General features: G+C 71.0%; 17 protein-coding genes and 1 pseudogene. 14 read left to right on the top strand and 4 right to left on the bottom strand.

Going from position 1 to position 19,222, the window contains the following annotated elements; translation table 11 throughout:
• The first annotated feature begins 103 nt into the window (after positions 1-103).
• The 13 genes from CW359_RS17905 to CW359_RS17845 all read left to right on the top strand — a co-directional run bounded on the left by CW359_RS17905 (position 104) and on the right by CW359_RS17845 (position 16,706).
• The gene (locus CW359_RS17905; protein WP_105970943.1) at positions 104-988 is read left to right on the top strand and encodes an NADP-dependent oxidoreductase; all 885 of its coding nucleotides are present in this window, start codon (positions 104-106) and stop codon (positions 986-988) included.
• 123 nt (positions 989-1,111) lie between these two features.
• Complete coding sequence (locus tag CW359_RS17900) at positions 1,112-2,047, top strand: alpha/beta hydrolase (protein ID WP_105970942.1); 936 nt, start codon at positions 1,112-1,114, stop codon at positions 2,045-2,047.
• Positions 2,048-2,232: 185 nt separating this feature from the next.
• Positions 2,233-2,772 carry a YbhB/YbcL family Raf kinase inhibitor-like protein gene (locus CW359_RS17895; protein ID WP_105970941.1) on the top strand — a complete coding sequence of 180 codons (540 nt, stop codon included), beginning with the start codon at positions 2,233-2,235 and terminating at the stop codon, positions 2,770-2,772.
• Positions 2,773-2,875: 103 nt separating this feature from the next.
• Entirely contained in the window at positions 2,876-3,874 is a 999-nt protein-coding gene (locus CW359_RS17890; protein WP_198655258.1) for a quinone oxidoreductase family protein, read from the top strand.
• Positions 3,875-3,924: 50 nt separating this feature from the next.
• The gene (locus tag CW359_RS17885; protein ID WP_105970940.1) at positions 3,925-5,514 is read left to right on the top strand and encodes a Na+/H+ antiporter; all 1,590 of its coding nucleotides are present in this window, start codon (positions 3,925-3,927) and stop codon (positions 5,512-5,514) included.
• A 1,512-nt stretch (positions 5,515-7,026) separates the two neighbouring features.
• Positions 7,027-9,204: a hypothetical protein gene (locus tag CW359_RS17880; protein ID WP_105970939.1), complete on the top strand. Its 2,178-nt coding sequence runs from the start codon at positions 7,027-7,029 to the stop codon at positions 9,202-9,204.
• Between the two features lie 149 nt (positions 9,205-9,353).
• Positions 9,354-10,901, top strand: a complete 1,548-nt coding sequence (gene pelF, locus CW359_RS17875) for a GT4 family glycosyltransferase PelF (RefSeq protein WP_105971006.1) — start codon at positions 9,354-9,356, stop codon at positions 10,899-10,901.
• Positions 10,898-12,301: a hypothetical protein gene (locus tag CW359_RS17870; RefSeq protein WP_232838439.1), complete on the top strand. Its 1,404-nt coding sequence runs from the start codon at positions 10,898-10,900 to the stop codon at positions 12,299-12,301. The genes pelF and CW359_RS17870 overlap by 4 nt, the downstream gene beginning before the upstream one ends.
• Positions 12,302-12,417: 116 nt before the next feature.
• A complete protein-coding gene (locus CW359_RS17865) occupies positions 12,418-13,425 on the top strand; it encodes an SDR family NAD(P)-dependent oxidoreductase (protein WP_105970937.1) in 1,008 nt (335 codons plus the stop codon).
• A 106-nt stretch (positions 13,426-13,531) separates the two neighbouring features.
• Positions 13,532-14,245, top strand: a complete 714-nt coding sequence (locus CW359_RS17860; RefSeq protein ID WP_105970936.1) for a nucleotidyltransferase family protein — start codon at positions 13,532-13,534, stop codon at positions 14,243-14,245.
• A gap of 4 nt (positions 14,246-14,249) precedes the next feature.
• Entirely contained in the window at positions 14,250-15,170 is a 921-nt protein-coding gene (locus tag CW359_RS17855) for an NAD-dependent epimerase/dehydratase family protein (RefSeq protein WP_105971005.1), read from the top strand.
• Positions 15,167-15,835: a spherulation-specific family 4 protein gene (locus CW359_RS17850; RefSeq protein WP_105971004.1), complete on the top strand. Its 669-nt coding sequence runs from the start codon at positions 15,167-15,169 to the stop codon at positions 15,833-15,835. Before CW359_RS17855 ends, CW359_RS17850 begins: the two co-directional genes overlap by 4 nt.
• A gap of 13 nt (positions 15,836-15,848) precedes the next feature.
• Entirely contained in the window at positions 15,849-16,706 is an 858-nt protein-coding gene (locus CW359_RS17845) for an endo alpha-1,4 polygalactosaminidase (RefSeq protein ID WP_105970935.1), read from the top strand.
• A 68-nt stretch (positions 16,707-16,774) separates the two neighbouring features.
• On the opposite strand, the gene CW359_RS17840 is transcribed toward CW359_RS17845, so the two are convergent.
• The 3 genes from CW359_RS17840 to CW359_RS17830 all read right to left on the bottom strand — a co-directional run bounded on the left by CW359_RS17840 (position 16,775) and on the right by CW359_RS17830 (position 17,930).
• Entirely contained in the window at positions 16,775-17,020 is a 246-nt protein-coding gene (locus CW359_RS17840; RefSeq protein WP_105971003.1) for a hypothetical protein, read from the bottom strand.
• A gap of 7 nt (positions 17,021-17,027) precedes the next feature.
• Entirely contained in the window at positions 17,028-17,384 is a 357-nt protein-coding gene (locus CW359_RS17835) for a hypothetical protein (RefSeq protein WP_232838438.1), read from the bottom strand.
• Between the two features lie 171 nt (positions 17,385-17,555).
• Positions 17,556-17,930: a M20/M25/M40 family metallo-hydrolase gene (locus tag CW359_RS17830; RefSeq protein WP_232838437.1), complete on the bottom strand. Its 375-nt coding sequence runs from the start codon at positions 17,928-17,930 to the stop codon at positions 17,556-17,558.
• On the opposite strand from CW359_RS17830, the pseudogene CW359_RS17825 reads away from it, so the two are divergent.
• A pseudogene (locus CW359_RS17825) lies at positions 17,898-18,290 on the top strand (LysR substrate-binding domain-containing protein); the annotation flags it as partial. The gene CW359_RS17830 and the pseudogene CW359_RS17825 overlap by 33 nt on opposite strands.
• Here the strand turns inward: CW359_RS17825 and CW359_RS17820 are convergent.
• Positions 18,253-19,155 (bottom strand): LysR family transcriptional regulator, encoded by a 903-nt coding sequence (locus tag CW359_RS17820; RefSeq protein WP_105970934.1) that lies wholly within the window; start codon positions 19,153-19,155, stop codon positions 18,253-18,255. The pseudogene CW359_RS17825 and the gene CW359_RS17820 overlap by 38 nt on opposite strands.
• Positions 19,156-19,222 lie beyond the last annotated feature (67 nt).

The raw sequence follows: 19,222 nt of genomic DNA, 5'->3' as shown, positions 1-19,222 counted from the left end.
GGGGCGCACGGATCCGGCTGATGGTGCCGCTCGCCTCTCCTGCGAAAGGAGAGGCGAAGGAAATGAAGACGAACGTGGGGGCTTGTCCTACCAAGGAGGAGTCATGAAGGCAGTGACGTCATCCCCGAGCACAGCGGTGTCGGTGGTCGACGTCCCCCAGCCGCAGCCGTCGGCAGGGCAGGTTCTGGTACGGGTCGCCGCAGCCGGGATCAACCCCATCGACGTGGACACCTCCCGGTCCGGCCCGTGGAACCGAACCCTTGGCTGGGAGGCCGCCGGCGTCGTGGACGCCGTCGGCCAGGGTGTCCACGAGTTCCGTCCGGGAGACGCCGTCATCGGGTGGACCTACTGGCTGTCCAGCGGCCGTGGGACCCAGGCGGAATACGTGGCCCTCGACGCGTCGGCGACAGCCAAGGCGCCCCGCACCGTCGACGCCGCACACGCCGCGACGCTGCCGCTCAACGGCACGACGGCCTGGCAGGCGCTGGCCGGGCTGGGCATCACGGCCGGTGAATCGCTGCTGGTCGTCGGCGCCGCCGGTTCGATCGGAGGGTTCGCGATCGACCTCGCCGTCGCCCAGGGGGCCGAGGTGTGGGGCGTCGCATCACCGGCGGACGCCGATGTCGTGGCCGGGCTCGGAGCCCGCTTCGTCGCTCGCGGTCACACCGCCGTCGCCGAAGTGCGGGCCGCCCGCCCCCTGGGGGTGGACAAGATGCTCGCCACCGCGCGCATCGACGACGCGTGGCGTCACGTGATCCGTCCCGGCGGCCGATTCCTGAGCACCGTCGGGCAGTCGCTCCCCGAAGTCGAGGGCGGGTTCCTCAACGCCCATCCCGACGCGAGCCAGCTGACCGCTCTGGCCGCGCACGTCGACCGGGGCGAGCTACGCGTCAGATTGGCAGAACGGCAGACGTTCGACCACGCCGCCACCGCCTACGCCCACGCGTCCGCGCCCGGGCTACGAGGACGCGTCGTCCTCACCCCCTGACCCCTGCAAGGGCCCACCGGACTGCTTCCGGCAGCCGGCAGGGCATCGCGCCCCGCCCCGCCTCGCGGCGACCGGAGCCAACCGATCCAGATCATCCATCGCACAGCAACGAGGTGTTTCCCCGTGGAATCCGTGACCTTCAAGAACAAGAACCTGGACGTCGCCGCCGACATCTACTTCCCGCCCGGCTTCGACCCGGACCGGACGTATCCGGCGATCGTCAGCGCCCACCCGATCGGCAGCTGCAAGGAGCAGACCTCCGGCAACATCTACGGCGCCAAGCTCGCCGAAGCCGGCTACGTCGTCCTCGCCTTCGACGCCACCCACCAGGGCGCCAGCGGCGGCGAGCCCCGCTGGATCGAGGACCCGGGCCTGCGGGTGGAGGACTTCCGCTGCGCCGTGGACCACCTGGTCACCCTCGGCTACGTCGACGAGGACCGCATCGGCGTCCTGGGCATCTGCGGCGGTGGCGGCTACGCCGTGAACGCCGCGATGACTGAACGCCGCTTCAAGGCCGTCGGCACTGTCACCGCCGTCAACTTCGGCCGCCTCATGCGCGAGGGCGCCCTCAGCGCCGACACCGGCTCCGACAAGGCGATCACGGCCCTGGAGGCCGTCGCCAGGCAGCGCACCGCCGAAGCCCGCGGCGCGGAACTTCGCGTCGACGTCGCCCTGCCCGAATCGCCGGAGCAGGCCGCCGAGCTCGGTATCACCGCGCTCGACGTGCTGGAGGCCACCAAGTACTACCGCACCGACCGCGGGCAGCAGCCCAACGGCGTGAACAAGTCCCTGTTCTCCCACATGGGAGCGACCCTCGGCTGGGACGCCTACCACCTGGCCGAGAAGCTCCTCACGCAGCCGCTCCAGATCGTGGTCGGCGGCGTCCCGGGCGAGTTCGGCGCCTACCGCGACGGGTTCGACCTCCTCAACCGGGCGCGCTCGCAGGAGAAGGACCTCCTCGTCGTGCCCGGCCAGTCCCACTACGACATGTACTGGAAGCCCGAGGCCACCGAGCAGGCCCTGGCCGCCCTGATCCCCTTCTACAACAAGCACCTCTGACCAGTCGGCCCCACCGACCGGTCCACTGAATCCCCCGGCCGGCGCCAGAACACCGGCGTCGGCCACCCCCTCGCACCCCCCCACAGCCAGGCGTCCCAGGCCCGGACCACCACGGACCCTGGCCCGCACCCCGCCCAGGCGGGGCGCGGAGATGCACCCCACCCCCTCCATCTGGAGAACGAGCGATGCCCCAGACACCCGATCCCTACAGCTTCCTGCCCCCGGTGCGGGCCTTCCGGCTGCGCAGTGACGACATTGCCGACGGCCAGGCCCTCGGTGTCGCGCAGCGCAGCGGGATCTTCGGCGGTCCGGGTCAGGACCGCTCGCCATACCTGGCCTGGGAGGGACAGCCCACAGCGACGCAGAGTTACGCGGTGACCTGCTACGACGCGGACGCCCCGACCGCGAGCGGGTTCTGGCACTGGGCGGTCCTCGACATCCCCGCCACCGTCACCGAGCTGGCCTCGGGCGCCGGTGACGGGAGCGGAGCCGGTCTGCCCGACGGCGCGAGGACGCTGGCCAACGACGCCGGACAGCGGCGGTTCCTGGGCGCCGCGCCGCCGCCCGGCCACGGCCCGCACCGCTACTACTTCGTCGTCCACGCACTCGACACCCCGCGCCTCGACATCGACGACAGCGCCACCCCGGCCTGGCTGGGCTTCCAGCTGTACGGCCACACGCTGGCCCGCGCCACCCTCACCCCCACCTCACAGACACCCGCCTGAACCCATCATCCAGACAGCGGCCGAGGCAGTCCCCTCCCCGGCCCCGCCCCGTACCTGACACGGCACCACGCTGCGGCACGGCGCACGGACACCGGGAGACTCCATGACCACGAGGCGCCCGACGACCATGACCGCTCTCTTCGGCGGTCTCGGACCCGACTGGCAGGCGCGGGAGGTGTCTGTGCCCGAGCCGGGCCCCGGCCAGGTGCTGGTGCGGGTGCGGGCGGTCGCCCTCAACCACGCCGATGTACCGCTCCTCAGGCAGTCCTACGACCCGGCCACAGGGCAGGGCGAGGAGTACCTGGCGGGCTACGAGTTCGCGGGAGAGGTCGTCGCGCTCGGCGACGGTGTCGACAGCCCCGCGGTGGGCCGCCCTGTCATGGGCACCACCCCGCGTGCCTTCGCCCAGTACGTGCCGGCCGACCACCGGCACGTGACCAGCATTCCCGAAGGCATCGGCTACGAAGAGGCAGCAGCCCTGCCCACCGGCCTGCTCACCGAACACGGCGCCCTCACGGTGGCCGGATTCAGGCCCGGCCACCGGGTTCTCATCACCGGGGCCACCTCCGCCATCGGCCTGCTTGGCATCCAGATCGCCAGGGCCCTCGGCGCATCCGGTGTGCTGGCCACCACCCGGTCGCCCGGCAGGGCCGGACTGCTCACCGAGGCCGGAGCCGACACCGTCATCGTCACCGCACACCAGGACCTCACCCAGGCCGTCCTGAAGGCGACCGACGGCGACGGCGCGGACATCGTCCTCGACCATGTCGGCGGCCCCACCTTCGCCGCCTGCCTGCCCGCCACCCGTACCGGCGGCCATGTCGTCAACATCGGCCGCCTCGACGGACCCGCGTCCACCGTCGACCTCGACACCCTTTCCTACCGCAACCTGACCGTCCACGGCGTCTCCTACGGCTTCGGCCGCCCGGCCGACCTCGGCCGGGTCATCACCGCCCTGCCCCACCAAGTGCTTCCCGCCGTCGCCGACGGCCGGATCCGCCCCGTCATCGACAGCGTCCACGGCTTCCACCAGGCGCACGCGGCGGCCGGGCGCGTGCGCACCCACCAGGCCCGAGGAAAGATCGTTCTGACGGTGCCCTGACCCCGCCTCCCCCACAGCCCCTGCCCCGCACTCGACCACGGAGGACTGCCGTGCTCGCTCTCGAACTCGTCGTGGTCCTCGGCCTGGCCGTGCTGCTGTGCAACGCCGTCGGCCCCCACCTGCGCATCGCCCCGCCCATCCTCCTGCTGCTCACCGGAGCCGTCCTCGGCTTCATCCCCGCCCTGCGCGAGGTACGGATGCCCCCGGAGGCCGTGCTGCTGCTGTTCCTCCCCGCCCTGCTCTTCTGGGAGAGCCTGACCACCTCCCTGCGCGAGATCCGCCGGGACCTGCGCGCCATCGTGCTGATGAGCACCCTGCTGGTCGTCCTCACCGCCTGGGCCGTGGCCGCCGTCGCCCACGCCCTCGGCCTGCCCTGGGGACCGGCCTGGGTACTCGGCGCGGCCCTCGCCCCGACCGACGCGACCGCGGTCGGCGTGCTGGCCCGGGCACTGCCCCGCCGCAACGTCACCCTCCTGCGCGCCGAGAGCCTCATCAACGACGGCACCGCCCTGGTGATCTACGGACTCGCCGTCGGCATCACGGTCGGCGAGGAGCACTTCACCCTGCCCCACGTCACCTGGCTGTTCCTGATCTCCTACGTCGGCGGAGCGGCGGCCGGCGCGGTCACCGCCTGGCTCGGCCTGCGGCTGCGCCGCCTGTTCACCGACCCGATACTGGGCAACGTCGCCCTGATCGTGATCCCCTTCACCGCCTATCTGCTCGCCGAGGAGATCGAAGCCTCCGGTGTCCTGGCCGTGGTGGTCGCCGGGCTCGTCATGAGCCAGGCCGGCCCGCGCTTCGCCGGAGTCGCCGCGATGCGACGGCAGGCCGAGGCGTTCTGGTCGCTGGCGACCTTCGTCCTCAACGGCGCCCTGTTCGTCCTCGTCGGGCTCCAGGCTCAGTCAGCCGCCCGCACTCTGAGCGGCTCCGACCTCACCGACGCCCTCATCGCTGTCGCCACCGTCTCCGCGACGCTGATCGCGGCGCGCTTCGCCTTCCTCCACAGCTTCCCGTACCTGATCCGCCTGCTCGACCGCCGCCCCCAGCAACGGCTGCGCCGCATGGGCAACCGCCCCCGGGCGGTCATGTCGCTGGCGGGCTTCCGCGGCGCGGTCTCGCTCGCACTGGCCCTGTCCGTGCCCATCACGCTGGACAGCGGCGATCCCTTCCCCAACCGCGACACCATCGTCTTCGTCACCTCCGGCGTCATCGTCGTCACCCTCCTGGTGCAGGGCCTCCTGCTGCCCGCCGTAGTCCGCTGGGCCGGGCTGCCCCGGGACACCGTGGCGGACGAAGAACGTCTCCTCGCCGAGAGCACCGCTGCCGAGGAGGCATACGAGGCCCTCCCAGACATCGTCGCCGGCCTCGGCACCGACCCCGAGATCGCCGAGCGGATCCGCCGCGAGTACGAGACCCACCTCCAGGCCGCCCATGCCGGGGAGGACGAGACGGACGACCGGCAAGCGGTGCGCCACGCGGAGCAGGACGCCGCCCTGCGCCTCGCCCTCCTGGCCCACAAACGCGCCACCGTCGTCCGCCTCCGTGACGACAACCACATCGACGACAGCGTCCTGCGCCAGGTCCAGGCCCGCCTCGACCTCGACGAGGTCCGGCTGACCCAGCAGGAGACAGTGGACTGATGGAGGTCCGCCGTCCGGACTCGGCCAAGGTCCCGACGCGAAATGGGACTTGAGGTAGGGAGCGGAACGACGGTGGCGCTCTTTCGCAGGGCCTCAATTTCGAGGGCAAGTTGCCGGATTACCACCTCGTACAAGGCGAGGGTCCGGCACAGATCAACGTTCTCGTGCCGCAGTCGGCTGAGGTTTGCTGCCATCCCCGCATCCTGCGCGAGACCGCAACCGGGGCAGGGGACTGGTCGCGACCTCGCTGCCCACTGCCTGGCACGGCCAGTAGCACCTCGGCCGCAGTCGACACCCAGGCTGATGCCACAACCCGGCCCGTTGGAACGAGTTGATGCGTCAGGACTGTGGTGCTCCGAATGGGGCCCGGTCGTGACGCAGGGTCCGGTCAAAGCCGATGCGCTACGCTATTTCCACGCGGCTGACCTGCGAGAACGGTCATCGGCTCCGCCCCGGGTGAAGGGGGCAGGATGCCTTTCTCATCCCAATGCGGGTGTGTAGCCCCCCGCTTCGAAATCCCTTGGCCCGTTGGCGGAACTGGCCGCTCAACGGCTCCTGCCCTTTCCCGGTGGGGTGTCGGGAGGCCGTTCCCAGGGCTGGATGGGAACGTGGTGGGAACATGAGGATTAAGAACGATCGAGAAAGACCGAGAAGGACCGAGCGCGCAGACGCACCTTGAGCTGCACGTATTACGCAGAGTGAGTAAGAAGCCCGCTCAGGCGCCGCCATCGGCCGCTGCGGCTTCGCCGACGGTCTGCCGACCGGTTTCGCGGAAATCTTGGGCGATTCATAATTTGCGACATTTGCGATTTACTCGTTGCCGGCGGGCTGTCGTAGTTGGCGGTCTGTCGTCGTTGTCGACGAAATACTGTTCGCCATTCCTTTCCAGTCCCTTCCGGCCCCGTGCTCCAGTCGCAGATTTCATCCCTCGGTCAGAACCGATCAGACTCAGTCATCGAGGCGCTGGCCGAGCCTGATCCCGGCCCGGATCCAGGGTGCAGGGTCGTTTAGCGGACGTGGGGGTAATTCGTACGGTCATCTCGTTGGAATCGCACCATCGGGTGATCCGATTAGCGGTCGGTCGGTGAAGTGGCGGGCGGGGTTCCGGTGTTCTCCCCGGTGTCTCGTCCGTCTCGTCTGTCTCGTGCATGTGCTCTGGGCTGCGCGTCTTCTTGATCGTTCATTCAGGTGGTGGGGTTTCGTCGCGCGCTTTCGATTCCATGGATGGGCTCACAGCAGCCTCTTGCGCACCAAGTTTCGATCCTCGGCGGTAGGTCAGGGGGTGATATACCTCTGGGCGATGGGGGCGCGGGGATCGCGGGGGCATGAGAACGCGGGGATCGAGGGATTCACGTGTGCGCGGTTGTAGCGGTTGTAGCGGTTGTATTCACCTCTCGTGCGGGCGTGCCCGTGCGCAGGCGTGTCTGCGCAATTCCTATCACTATCTGATCGATATCTGATCCACTGTTATACCGTGCCGCACTCGACCTGCGGCGCTGGGGGGAGTTCATCATGCGTCGCATGCTGTTGAAAGCCGGGGTGTGCGGTGGCGCTGCCGTGCTCACGCTCGTCACGTTGCCCATAGCCTCGAAAGCAGCCGCGCTGGAGCCGAGGATCGACCTGAAGGTGCTCGTCGTCGATGACGGAGGTCCGGCCACCGGGGCCATCACCGCCGAGCTCGACTCGGCGGGTACCCCGTACACCAGGGTCAACCTGGCCGACAGCGGGCGACCGCAGATCAACGCCGGTTTCCTCAGCGACACGGTCAGCGGCCGTGCCCGGGCCAAGTACCAGGCCGTCGTCCTGCCGAACGACAACCCGTTCGGAGCCGGCTCCGCCGAGATGGCGGCCCTCGTGGCCTTCGAGCGGACCTTCGGCATCCGGCAGGCCGACGCCTACACCTACGCCAGGCCCGAGGTCGGGCTGAACTACGCGCAGGCGCCCGGGTACATCGGCTCGCTCGACGGCGCCACCGCCCAGGTGACGTCCGCCGGGAAGGCCGGCCCCTTCGGCTACCTCGGCGGGAACGTCCCCTTCGAGGACAACGCGCCCGGCGTGACCGAGAGTTACGGCTATCTGGCCGTGCCGCTCGCGCAGCAGGAGGCCGGGGCCACGTTCACCAGCTATGTGGACGCCCCGATCCCGGGCAGCTCCGCGCGTGGCTCGCTCGTCGGCGAGTACGCCCACGACGGGCGCCGGGAACTGGTCGTCAACTTCGTCTACAACCAGTACCAGCAGCAGTACCGGCTGCTCAGCCGGGGCATCGTCGAGTGGCTGACCCAGGGCATCCACCTCGGCGCCGACCGCAACTACTTCGCGGTCCACGTCGACGACGTCTTCCTCGGCGACGACCGGTGGAACACCACGCTCAACTGCACCCCCGGAGACGTCGACTGCGCCCCGGGCGAGGGCGCCACCCCCGACCCGATCCGGATGACGGCCGCCGACGCCCAGTACGCCAAGCAGTGGTCGGCCGGCCGCAGGTTCACCCTGGACATGGTGTTCAACGGCGGCGGCAGCGAGGACTACAAGGCGGAAAACGGCGGCGCCGACCCGACGGCGAATCAGCTCGTCGCCGACAAGAGCGCCTTCCGCTGGGTCAACCACACCTACAAGCACCCGTTCCTGGGCTGTGTCCAGGACGTCAGCGTGGTGCCGTGGAAGTGCTCCACCGACGCGAGCGGCAAGATCCAGTGGGTCAGCCAGGCCGACATCACCTCGCAGATCACCCAGAACCGTACCTGGGCCAATGGTAAGGGCCTCGCCCTCGACAACACGGAACTGGTCACCGGTGAGCACTCCGGGATGAAGGTGCTGCCGCAGCAGCCCACCGACAACCCCAACCTGGCCCCGTCCCTGACCTCCACCGGGGTGAAGTGGCTGGCCAGCGACAACTCCCGGGACCCGCAGCAGCGCCAGATCGGCTCCGCCCTCACCGCGCCGCGCTTCCCCATGAACGTCTACTACAACGTCGGCCGCGCGGCCGAGCAGGTGGACGAGTACAACTTCATCTACACCAGCAAGGCCAACGGCGGCAGCGGCATCTGCGAGGGCTCCTCGACCACCACCTGCCTGAGCGCCCCGCTGGACCCCCAGACCGGCTACACCTCGTACATCGTCCCGCTGGAGAGCCGTATCGCCCTCGGGCACGCGCTCTCCAACGACCCCCGGCCGGTGTACATCCACCAGTCGAACCTCGCCGAGGACCGCATCGCCTACCCGGTGCTGGACAAGATCCTGGGCGACTACAGCGGCCTCTACGCGGCCAACACCCCGCTGGTCAACCTGCGGTTGAAGGACATCGGGACGGAGCTGAAGTACCGCGCCGCCTGGGCCGCCGCCGTGAAGAACAACCAGGTCACCGCCTACCGGATCGGCAACACGGTCACCGTCACCTCGCCGAACGGCACCCAGACCAGCGCGACCATGCCCGCCGGCACCGTCCAGAAGCAGCTGCTCGGCAGCACCGCCTTCGGCACCGCCTACGCCGGGCAGCTGTCCGGCTGGACCACGCCCGGCACGCTGCAGTCCTCGATCACCCTGCAACTGACCGCACCCGCCACGCCCGCGGCCCCCGCCGCCACCGGCACCGCCACGGCAGAGGCACCGGCGCCCGCGACGCGTGTGCCCAGTGGTGTGGCCAACCCCGTCCCGGCAGGCCCCGGCGACACCGTCCGTCGTAAGCGCTGACCGTGATCAACAGGCACGGCCGGCACGACGGGCGCAACCGTCCCGGCGGGACCGACAGGCACCGTGGGACACGGGGACACAGGGATACGGGGACCTTGGCAAGGACCGACCGCACCATGCCGGCATTCGGGGACACGCTCCCCTCCGGCATGGGCAGGGCCATCGCGGCCGTCAACACCGGCGCGACCCGCGTCACGATGCTCACCGAGGGCACCTACCCGCACAGCCAGGGCGGAGTGAGTGTCTGGTGCGACCAGCTCGTCCGTGGGATACCCGACGTGGACTTCCAGATACTCGCGGTCACCGCCGACGGCCGCGAGCCCGTCACCTGGGAGACACCCGCGCACGTCAGCAAGGTGGTCTCCATACCCACCTGGGGACCGACACCGACCGGCCGCGCACCGCGCGGCCGGCGGCTGCGGGCCTTCCTCGACATCTACGAGATGTTCCTGCTGGCCCTTCTCGATCCCGGCCCCGGCAATGGTCCTGGTGCCGGCTCGCAGGCCGGGTCCAGCACCCTGGAGCGCTTCGCCGAAGGGCTCTACGGCCTCGCGGCACGGGCCCGGTACGGGGAGCTGACGGCGTCGCTGCGCACCGAGGCGGCGTTACGCACCCTGGCCGCCGTCTGGAACCGGCCGCACCTGCCCACCCACGCGGCCCGGCCGACCATGCACGACGCACTGGCCGCGACCGACCTGCTGGAACACGCCCTGCGCCCACTGGCGACCGCACCGCCCAGGGACGGGATCACCCACGCCGTCAGCGGCGGACTGGCCGCCCTCCCCGGGCTGCTGGCTCGGCACCTGCACGGCACGCCCCTGCTGCTCACCGAACACGGCGTCTACCTGCGGGAGCGGTACATCGGCTACGGCACCGGCGGTTCCCGCTGGCCGGTGAAGGCACTGCTGCTCGGCTTCTTCCGGCTGCTGGCACAGGAGACCTACGCCCGCGCCGCGCTCGTCACGCCGGGAAACCACTACAACCGGCGCTGGGAGGAGCGTGGCGGCACCGCACCCGACAAGATCCGTACCGTCTACAACGGTGTGGATCCCGGGGCCTTTCCCCACGCCGGTCCGGAACCGGAGATCCCCACGCTGGCCTGGGCGGGGCGGGTCGATCCCATCAAGGACCTGGAGACGCTGATCCGGGCCTTCGCCCTGGTACGCCGGGAGATGCCCGAGGTGCGGTTGCGGCTGTTCGGCGGCACGCCCAGCGGCGGCCAGGCCTACCGGGAACGCTGCCAGGCGCTCGCCCGGGACCTGGGCATCGCGGAGGCGGTGGCCTTCGAGGGCCGGGTGGAGGACATCCGTGACGCCTACGCGGCGGGCACCGTGGTCATGCTCTCCAGCATCAGCGAGGGCTTTCCCTTCACCCTCATCGAGGCCATGTCGTGCGGCCGGGCCACCATCTCCACCGACGTCGGCGGGGTCCGCGAAGCAGTGGGCGACGCCGGAATCGTCGTACCGCCGCGTGAACCGGAGGCGATGGCACGGGCAGCCCTGGAACTGCTGCGCGCGCCCGCCCGCCGGGCCTGGATGGGGGAGGCCGCACGGCTGAGGGTGATCGACCAGTTCACGCTCCGGCACACCATCGACTCCTTCCGGGAGATCTACGGCGCGCTGGCGGCGGGCGGAGGCCGGGCGTACCCGGCCGAGGACCAGGCGCCGCGCGCCCGACGGGCCGGAGGCGAGTGGTGAACCGACTGGTCGACGAGACAACCCTGGTACTGCGCCTGCCGACCCCTATCCCGACCCCGACCCCGGCCCCGATCTCTATCCCGACCCCGACCCCGACCGCGCCACAGCGGCCGGCTCGGGCCGACGACCCACTCGACGCGCTCGCCGAACGGATGGCGGACGTGTGCGGGGCCGCCGTCCACCCGGACGAGATCGCCGCGGTGCTGGAGTCCGACGGGCTGACGCACGAACAGATCACCACCCGCTACGGGCGACGGGACCTGTTCGCCGTCGCGGAGGAGCTGTACGCCCGGGTGCCGCGCCGTTTCCCGGAACCCGGACCGGTGCCCGACCCCTGGCGGGCCGACCCACGGCAGTGCCTGCTGCGGGGGATGCTGTTCGGCCTGCCGGGGCTGGCCTACCTGCTGGGCGCGGGGCTGCTGCCCGGCCGCGTCACCGGGCTCGCCGCCTCGGCGCTCGTGGCCTGGGCCTGGAACCAGGCGCTGGCGCACCGCGCCTACGTACGGCTCGCCACGGGCGGCCGGCGGGCAGCCGCGCGCTGCCTGCTGTTCGGGGCCCCGGCCGGGGTGACGGCAGCGGCTGCCGCCGCACTGGCCGTCTCGGGGACGGGCGCCGTCGCCGCCTTCGCGGCGGGAGAGGCGCTCTATCTGGCGGCGGCCACGGTGCTGCTCGTGCTGGGACGCGAACAGCACCTGCTGATCGCGCTCGTACCGACGGCGGCCGGGGCGGCCTGCATACCGCTGTGGCGCCCCGGCCCGGTGCCGGTCGTCGTGCTGCTGCTGGCCACCGTCGCGGCGGCGGTGCTGTCGGCGGTACGGGAGGTCGTACGGTCGCTGCGCACCACGAGCGCCACGGCACCGGGCACCGCCCGGCTCGCCGCCTCCGTCCCGTACGGGCTGTTCGGCCTGGCCGGCGGGGCGCTGACGCTGATGGCCCCGGCGGCGGGCAGGTCGGCCGCCGTGGTGCTGACGCTGAGCATGGGCGTGGCCGAGTGGTTGCTCTACCGCTACCGGAGCCTGACCCTCACCGCTCTGCGGCGCAGCCGGACCCCCCGGGGTTTCCGGCTCCGGGCGGCCGGTGTGCTCGCCCTGTGCCTGGCCGGGTACCTCGCGGTGCTCGCCGCCCCGGCGCTGGTCACCGGGGTGCCGCCGCTCCCGCTGCTCGCCCTCGGCGCGGCGCTCTGGGTCGCCCTGCTGCTCCAGGCGGCCGGGATCGCCTGGCCGTCCGCCGTGGTCTGCCTCGCCGCCGCCGCAGCGGAGCTGGCCCTGTCGGGCGCGGCCCACGGGGGACCCGCTCCGCTCAGCCCGGCCGCCGCCGAGCTGGTGGCCTGCGGCTGCGCGGCGGCCGTACTGCTGGCGGTCGCGTGCACCCGGATGGGCCGGACCACGGCCCACCGCTGACCGGATCCCCGTATCCCGCAGCTCTTTCAGCCCCAGATTCGGCCCCAGATTCAGACCCAGATCTCAGACCCAGATTCAGATTCAGATTCAGACTCACCTTCAGAGGAGACAGATCCGTGACCTCGTCCGCTTCCGTAACCGTCGCAGTGACCGGTGCCGAGGGATTCATCGGCTCGCACCTGGTGGAGGCGCTCGTCGCGACAGGACACCGGGTACGCGCCATGGCCCAGTACAACTCCTTCTCCTCCTACGGCTGGCTGGAGACCCTGCCGCAGGACGTGATGGACAACGTGGAGGTCGTACTCGGCGACGTACGCGACGCCGGGTCGGTGCAGCAGCTGCTCACCGGCACCGACGCCGTCTACCACCTGGCCGCGCTGATCGCGATCCCGTACTCCTACCAGGCACCGCACAGTTACGTGGCCACGAATGTCACCGGGACGCTCAACGTGCTGGAAGCCGTACGCCGGCTCGGCATCCCCAGGATGGTGCACACCTCCACCAGCGAGACGTACGGCACCGCGCAGACGGTCCCCATCACCGAGGACCACCCCATCAACTCCCAGTCCCCGTACGCCGCTTCCAAGGCGGGCGGTGACCGGCTGGCCGACAGCTACCACGCGAGCTTCGGCACCCAGGTGGTCACGCTGCGGCCGTTCAACACCTTCGGGCCGCGCCAGTCCATGCGGGCCGTGATCCCGACCGTCATCGGGCAGGTCGCGGCGGGGGAGCGGACCATCGCGCTGGGCGACCTGCGGCCCACCCGGGACTTCATGTTCGTCAAGGACACCGCCCAGGCGTTCCTCACGGTGGGCACCGCACCCGCCGAGGCCGTCGTCGGCCGCACCTTCAACGCCGGTACCGGCGGCGAGATCTCGGTCGGCGACCTGGTGGCGCTGGTCGGCAAGCTCATGGGGGCCGAGCTGGAGGTCCGCGAGGACGCGCAGCGCATCCGGCCCGCCGCGTCCGAGGTGATGAGGCTGGTCTGCGACGCCTCCCGGCTGCGCGCCGCGACCGGCTGGGCACCGGCCCACAGCCTCCAGGAGGGGCTGGAGCAGACCGTCCGGTTCTTCTCCGACCCGGCGAACCTGGCCCGCTACAAGACCGCCATCTACAACGTCTGACGCATCGGCCTGCAACGTCTGACGACTAGGCCCGCGACGTCTGACGACTCGCCCCAGGCCATCGACCACCGATCGACCTACCTGCCTACCTACAGGGGAGTCCGCCATGCACGCAGTCATTCTGGCCGGAGGCAAGGGTGTCCGGCTGCGGCCGTACACCACCGCCCTGCCCAAGCCGCTCGTCCCCATCGGCGACCAGCACGCCATCCTGGAGATCGTGATGCGGCAGCTCGCCGGCGCCGGCTTCACCACCTGCACCATCGCCATCGGCCACCTCGGCCACATCATCCGGGCCTACGTCGGCGACGGCTCCCAATGGGGCATGCGCGTCGACTACTCGACCGAGGACAGCCCGCTGGGCACCATGGGCCCGCTGCTGACCATGCTCGACCGGCTGCCCGAGCACTTCCTCGTCATGAACGGCGACATCCTCACCGACCTGGACTTCCGCGCCGTCCTGCGCGGTCACCAGGTCGGCGGTGCGCCGCTGACCATCGCCACGTACTGCCGCAAGGTCAGGATCGACTTCGGCGTCCTCACCACCGACAGCAAGCAGGTCGTCGCCTTCACCGAGAAGCCGACCCTGGACTACCGGGTCTCCATGGGCGTCTACGGACTCTCCCGCTCCACCCTCGACGGCTACACCCCCGGTCTGCCGCTCGGCTTCGACGAACTCGTGCTCGACCTGCTCCGTGACGGCACGCCCCCGACCGCCCACGAGTTCGACGGCTACTGGCTGGACATCGGCCGCCCGGACGACTACGACCGGGCGAACGCCGAGTTCACCACCTACCGCGACCTGCTGCTGAAGGGTGCGTGACCTGATGCGCGTCCTCGTCCTGGGCTCCACCGGGTTCCTCGGCCGGCACATCACGGAGCACCTGCGCGCCCTGTCCGGCGTCCAGGTGCTCCGGGCCGGCCGCTCTCCGGGCGCCGACCTGCGGGTCGACCTCACCACATCCACCGTCCCCGCCCTCGCCGCCGACCTGCGCGCGCTGGCCCCGGACGCCGTCGTCAACTGCGCCGGTGCCGTCGGCGGCGGCCCGCTGCTGCTGGCGGAGACCAACGCCCGAGGCCCCGCCGTGCTGTGCGAGGCCCTGACCGCGGCCGACATCCCGGTACGGCTGGTCCATCTCGGATCCGCCGGCGAGTACGGGACGAACGCCGGGCGGCAGCCGCTCGGCGAGGACTCCGCCACCTGTCCGCAGGGCGCGTACGGGGCCACCAAACTGGCGGGTTCGCTGACCGTCGCCGAGGCCGCGCTGGACGCCGTCGTCCTGCGGGTGTTCAACCCCCTCGGCCCGGGCTCGCCCGGCACCAGCCTGCCCGGGCGGCTCGCCGACGAACTGCTGCGCGCCGGGCCGGACGGCACAGTGCGGGTCGGTGACCTGTCCGCGTATCGCGACTTCGTCGACGCACGGGACGTGGCCAGTGCCGCCGCCCTCGCCACCACCACGCCCGGTCCGCTGCCGCGCGTCCTCAACATCGCGGGTGGCAGCGCCACCCGGGTCCGCGAGGTCGCGGAAGGCCTGGCCCGGATCAGCGGATTCCACGGCCGGATCGACGAGAAGGGCACCGGTTCCCAGCGCTCGTCGGCCGTCTCCTGGCAGCAGGCGGACATCACCGCCGCCGCCACGGCGCTGGGCTGGCACCCCGAACGTACCCTCGCCACCTCCCTCGCCGACCTGTGGAACTCGCGCACCGGCACACCCCCGGCACCGACCCCGGCCCCGGCTCCCGTATGACACACGGCCGACTGCTCGTTCCGTTGTACGTCCACCCCGCCGTGGACCCAGCGGCATGGCAGGCCCTGACGCGGGTCCCGTCGCGGCTGTACGGCGTCGTCCTCAACGTCGCCGACGGCCCCGGCGCGACCCGCGACCCGGCCTTCACCGCAGCCGCCGGGGCGCTGCGTACGGCGGGCATCCGCGTGCTCGGATACCTCGACACCGCCTACGGCACCCGTCCCCGGCAGACGGTGCTCGACGAGCTGCGCTGGCACATCAGCTGGTACGGGACCGACGGCGTCTTCCTCGACCAGGCCGGTGCCGAGGCCGGCCAGCTGCCGTACTACCGCGCGCTGGCCGACGAGGCCCGCGACCTCGGCGCCGGCACCGTCGTGCTCAACCCGGGAATCCACCCTGACCCCGGCTACGCCTCCGTCGCCGATCTGCTGGTCACCTTCGAAGGGGACTGGCAGACCTACCTCGCCTCGGCCACGCCGCCCTGGACCGAGGCGTACCCGCCGACCCGCTTCTGTCATCTGATCCACGGCATCCCCGACGGCCTGTGCGACCTCGCCGCCCGCACCGCACGGAACCGACGGGCCGGCGTCCACTGCGCGGTACCGGGTGCGGGCGCGAACCCCTGGGCCGCCCTGCCCCCCGCCCTGAGAAGGGGAACCACATGAGGAGGGGAACCACATGAGGTTCGCGACCCGCCGCCGCCCGCCGCTCCTGCTGTCCGTCGTGTACCTGCTGTTCACGGGAGCGCTCGCGGGACTGCTCACCGGGTGCGTCACCACCCCGGACGGCACCCCGGACCGTACCCCGGACCGCGCTCCCGACGAACACCTGTCGGCCGGGCGCTGGCAACCGCGCCCCGGCACGGCCTGGCAGTGGCAGCTCAGTGGCACCGTCGACACCCGCGTAGCCGTCCCCGTCTACGACATCGACGGCTTCGAGAACAGCGCCGCCGTCGTGCGGCGCCTGCACAAGAGCGGTCGCAAGGTCATCTGCTACATCAACGCCGGTGCCTGGGAGTCCTTCCGCCCCGACCGGGGCGCCTTCCCGGCCTCCGTCCTGGGCCGCTCCGACGGCTGGCACGGCGAGCGCTGGCTCGACATCCGCCGCCGCTCGGTGCTCCGCCCCATCATGGCCGCACGTTTCGACATGTGCCGGGCGAAGGGCTTCGACGCCGTCGAGCCCGACCTCCTCGACGGCTACACCAACAACACCGGCTTCCCGCTGACCGCCGCCCACCAGCTCGCGTACAACCGCATGATCGCGGCCCTCGCACACGAACGGGGCCTGGCGGTGGGCCTCAAGAACGACCTGGAGCAGATCCCCGAACTGGTCGGTGACTTCGATTTCGCGGTCAACGAGCAGTGCGCGGAGTACGACGAATGCGCGTCGCTGAGTCCCTTCATCAAGGCGGACAAGGCCGTCTTCCACGTGGAGTACAGCGAGCCGAAGCGCTCGTTCTGCCCGATCGCCAAGCGCCTCGGCCTCGACTCGATGCGCAAACGACTCGACCTGGGCCGCTGGCGCAGCCCCTGCTGAACCCCGCTGACCTTGTCACCTGCGGTGCCGGTCTCGGTGGAGCCCCGTAGTCGGCTCCACCGAGGTGGTCACATGTGTTCGGGTTTCTCCTTCGCCGTTCTCGTGATCCACGACCGGCAGGCCCATTGGGCGAGTCCGCCCACTGCGAGGGACACGAGAATTGCTCCCCAGTCGATGACGTGCGGCAGGCCCGGGAAGAAGGCGAAGAAGGCGAGTGTGACGACGAGGCCGGTGAGGAACGCGGTGATACCGGTTCGGCGGCGCCGTGTTTTCCATGCCTGGCCTGAATCCGGCCCCTGCTGATGCGCGATCATGAACAACTCACTTCGTGATGTGGTGGCACTGCGTCACGCGCCGAGCTCCGCTGACGGAGAGGTGGGCGCATGCCTTGCCATAACGAGGCAGTGTCTGAGGAGAGTTGTTCCGCATCGGGTCGATCTTGCACTCGGTGTGCGTCCTGCCGCGCGAGGTGCGGTAGAGGCGGTTTTCGGTGTCGGAATAGGTGAAGTCGATACGCCAGTTGCAGAAACCGCTGCTCAGCGCTCCGACGAAGGCACAGTCGACGCCGGCATTCTGATACGTGATCTTCTTGCCGCTGCCCCGGATGACGTGCGTGAACATACAGCCGGTCGGAATCTTCATCGTGACACCGCCCACGCTGTACTCGAAGGTGCGCACAGGAGCCGATCCGATCGCGCCGGCGTGCGCGCCCGTGGCCGTGCCGAGGACGAGTGCTCCTGCGTCGGCCGGTTACAGCAGCGCCGATCGATTCACTGCCATGTGTGATCAGCGAACAGCCCGCTGACCAGGAGAAACGTTCATGGCGTCGCTGGATCCCCAGGCCCCCGGTCAGTCCTGTGCGGCCAGCCGGAGCAGTGTCGTCGCCAGGACGCTGATGCCCGCGGCGCACGCCTCCGGGGTCGAGTACTCGCGTGGGCTGTGGCTGATTCCGTCGTACTCGCCCCGTACGAAGATCATGGCCGTCGGGCAGAGCGCGGCGATCTCCTGGGCGTCGTGGCCCGCGCCCGAGAGCAGGGAGATGTGGTCCAGGGCGTGGGCTTCGGCGGCCCTCGCGATGGTGTCTTGGACGGTCTCGGAGAAGGGGACGTACGCCGTTCTGGCCAGGCGGCGGGTCGTCAGGGACACCTGGCGTCGGCCCGCGCGCCGGAGGGAGCGCAGCACCACGGTGACCCCGTCGCCGCGCTGCGCTCCCTCGCCGGTCACCCCTGGGTCATGGAGCCCGAGGGTGCCAACGCCCGGCACTGGGCCATGACCCTGTGCCGCAACGCCGGGTTCGAACCCGACGTCCGGTTCGAGTCCACCGATGTGCTGCTGCATCTGCGGCTCGTCGAGCAGGGGCATGCCGTCGCCCTGCTGCCCGGTCTGGTGTGGAGCGGCCGGGCCCCCACCGTCGTACTGGGGGAGCTGCCTCAGGGGCAGGGGACGCGCAGGATCTTCACGGCGGTGCGGCGTGGGCGCAGTGCGCACCCGGGGATCCGGGCCTGTCGGCACGCGCTCAGGCGGGCCGTTGCCGAGGTCGGGGGTGTCAGGACGGCCATTTCGGTTCGGACAGGGTTGCCTTGAGGGCGTCGAGGAGCACCTGGGCGGGCTGGGACGCGGGGGGTTTGCCGTACACCGCCGCCACGACCTGTCTGCGCATGCCGGGGATCCGGTCGAGCCGGACGCCCGGGTGCCGGTTGGCGAGGAGGGTGAGGCCGGGGAGGAGGCTGACGCCCAGGCCGGCCGCGACCAGGGCCTGGACGGCGACGTAGTCGTCGGTCTCGAACTCGACGACCGGGGAGAAGCCGGCCTGGCCGCAGGCCGCGACGAGGTGTTCGCGGCAGCGTTCGCAGCCCGCGATCCAGCGGGTTTCGGCGTAGGTGGCCAGCTCCGCGCGGGGGCCGTCCCAGGCGCGGTCCGCCGGGGTGACCACGTACAGCGGCTCGTCGAGCAGCGGGGTCATGGTGGTGTCGCGGCGGTCGCGCTGGGGCGGGTCGCCGTGTTCGAAGATCAGTGCCACGTCCACGTCGTTGTTGCGCAGGGCGTCGAGTGCGTCCGGCGGTTCGGCCTCGACGAGCGTCAGTTCGACGCCGGGGTGTTCGACGGAGACGCGGGCCGCCGCGAGCGGGACCAGGGTGGCCAGCGCCGAGGGGAAGGCGGCCAGCCGGACCCGGCCGGTGCGCAGGCCCGCCAGCTCGTCCAGCTCCGCGTGCACCGACTCGACCTGCGCGAGGATCGACTCCGCGCGGTCCACCAGGAGGCGGCCGGCCTCGGTGAGCCTGATGCCCCGCCCCATCCGCTGCAGCAGCGGCACGCCGACCTCGGCCTCCAGCTTGGCGAGCTGGTGGCTCACCGACGGCTGGGCGTAGTGCAGCGCCTCGGCGGCTGCCGTGATCGAGCCCTCGCGGGCGACGGCGACCAGCACACGCAACCGACTCAAGTCGATCATTCGCGAATCATAGCCAGCTTCGATGACGGCCTCGAAAACACGCATTGGACCGCTACCACGCCCGCTG

It is taken from the genome of Streptomyces geranii (assembly GCF_002954775.1).
GTDB lineage: Bacteria > Actinomycetota > Actinomycetes > Streptomycetales > Streptomycetaceae > Streptomyces > Streptomyces geranii.
The sequence above is the reverse complement of the archived record's forward strand: the minus strand, read 5'-3'. Positions and strand labels throughout refer to the sequence as shown.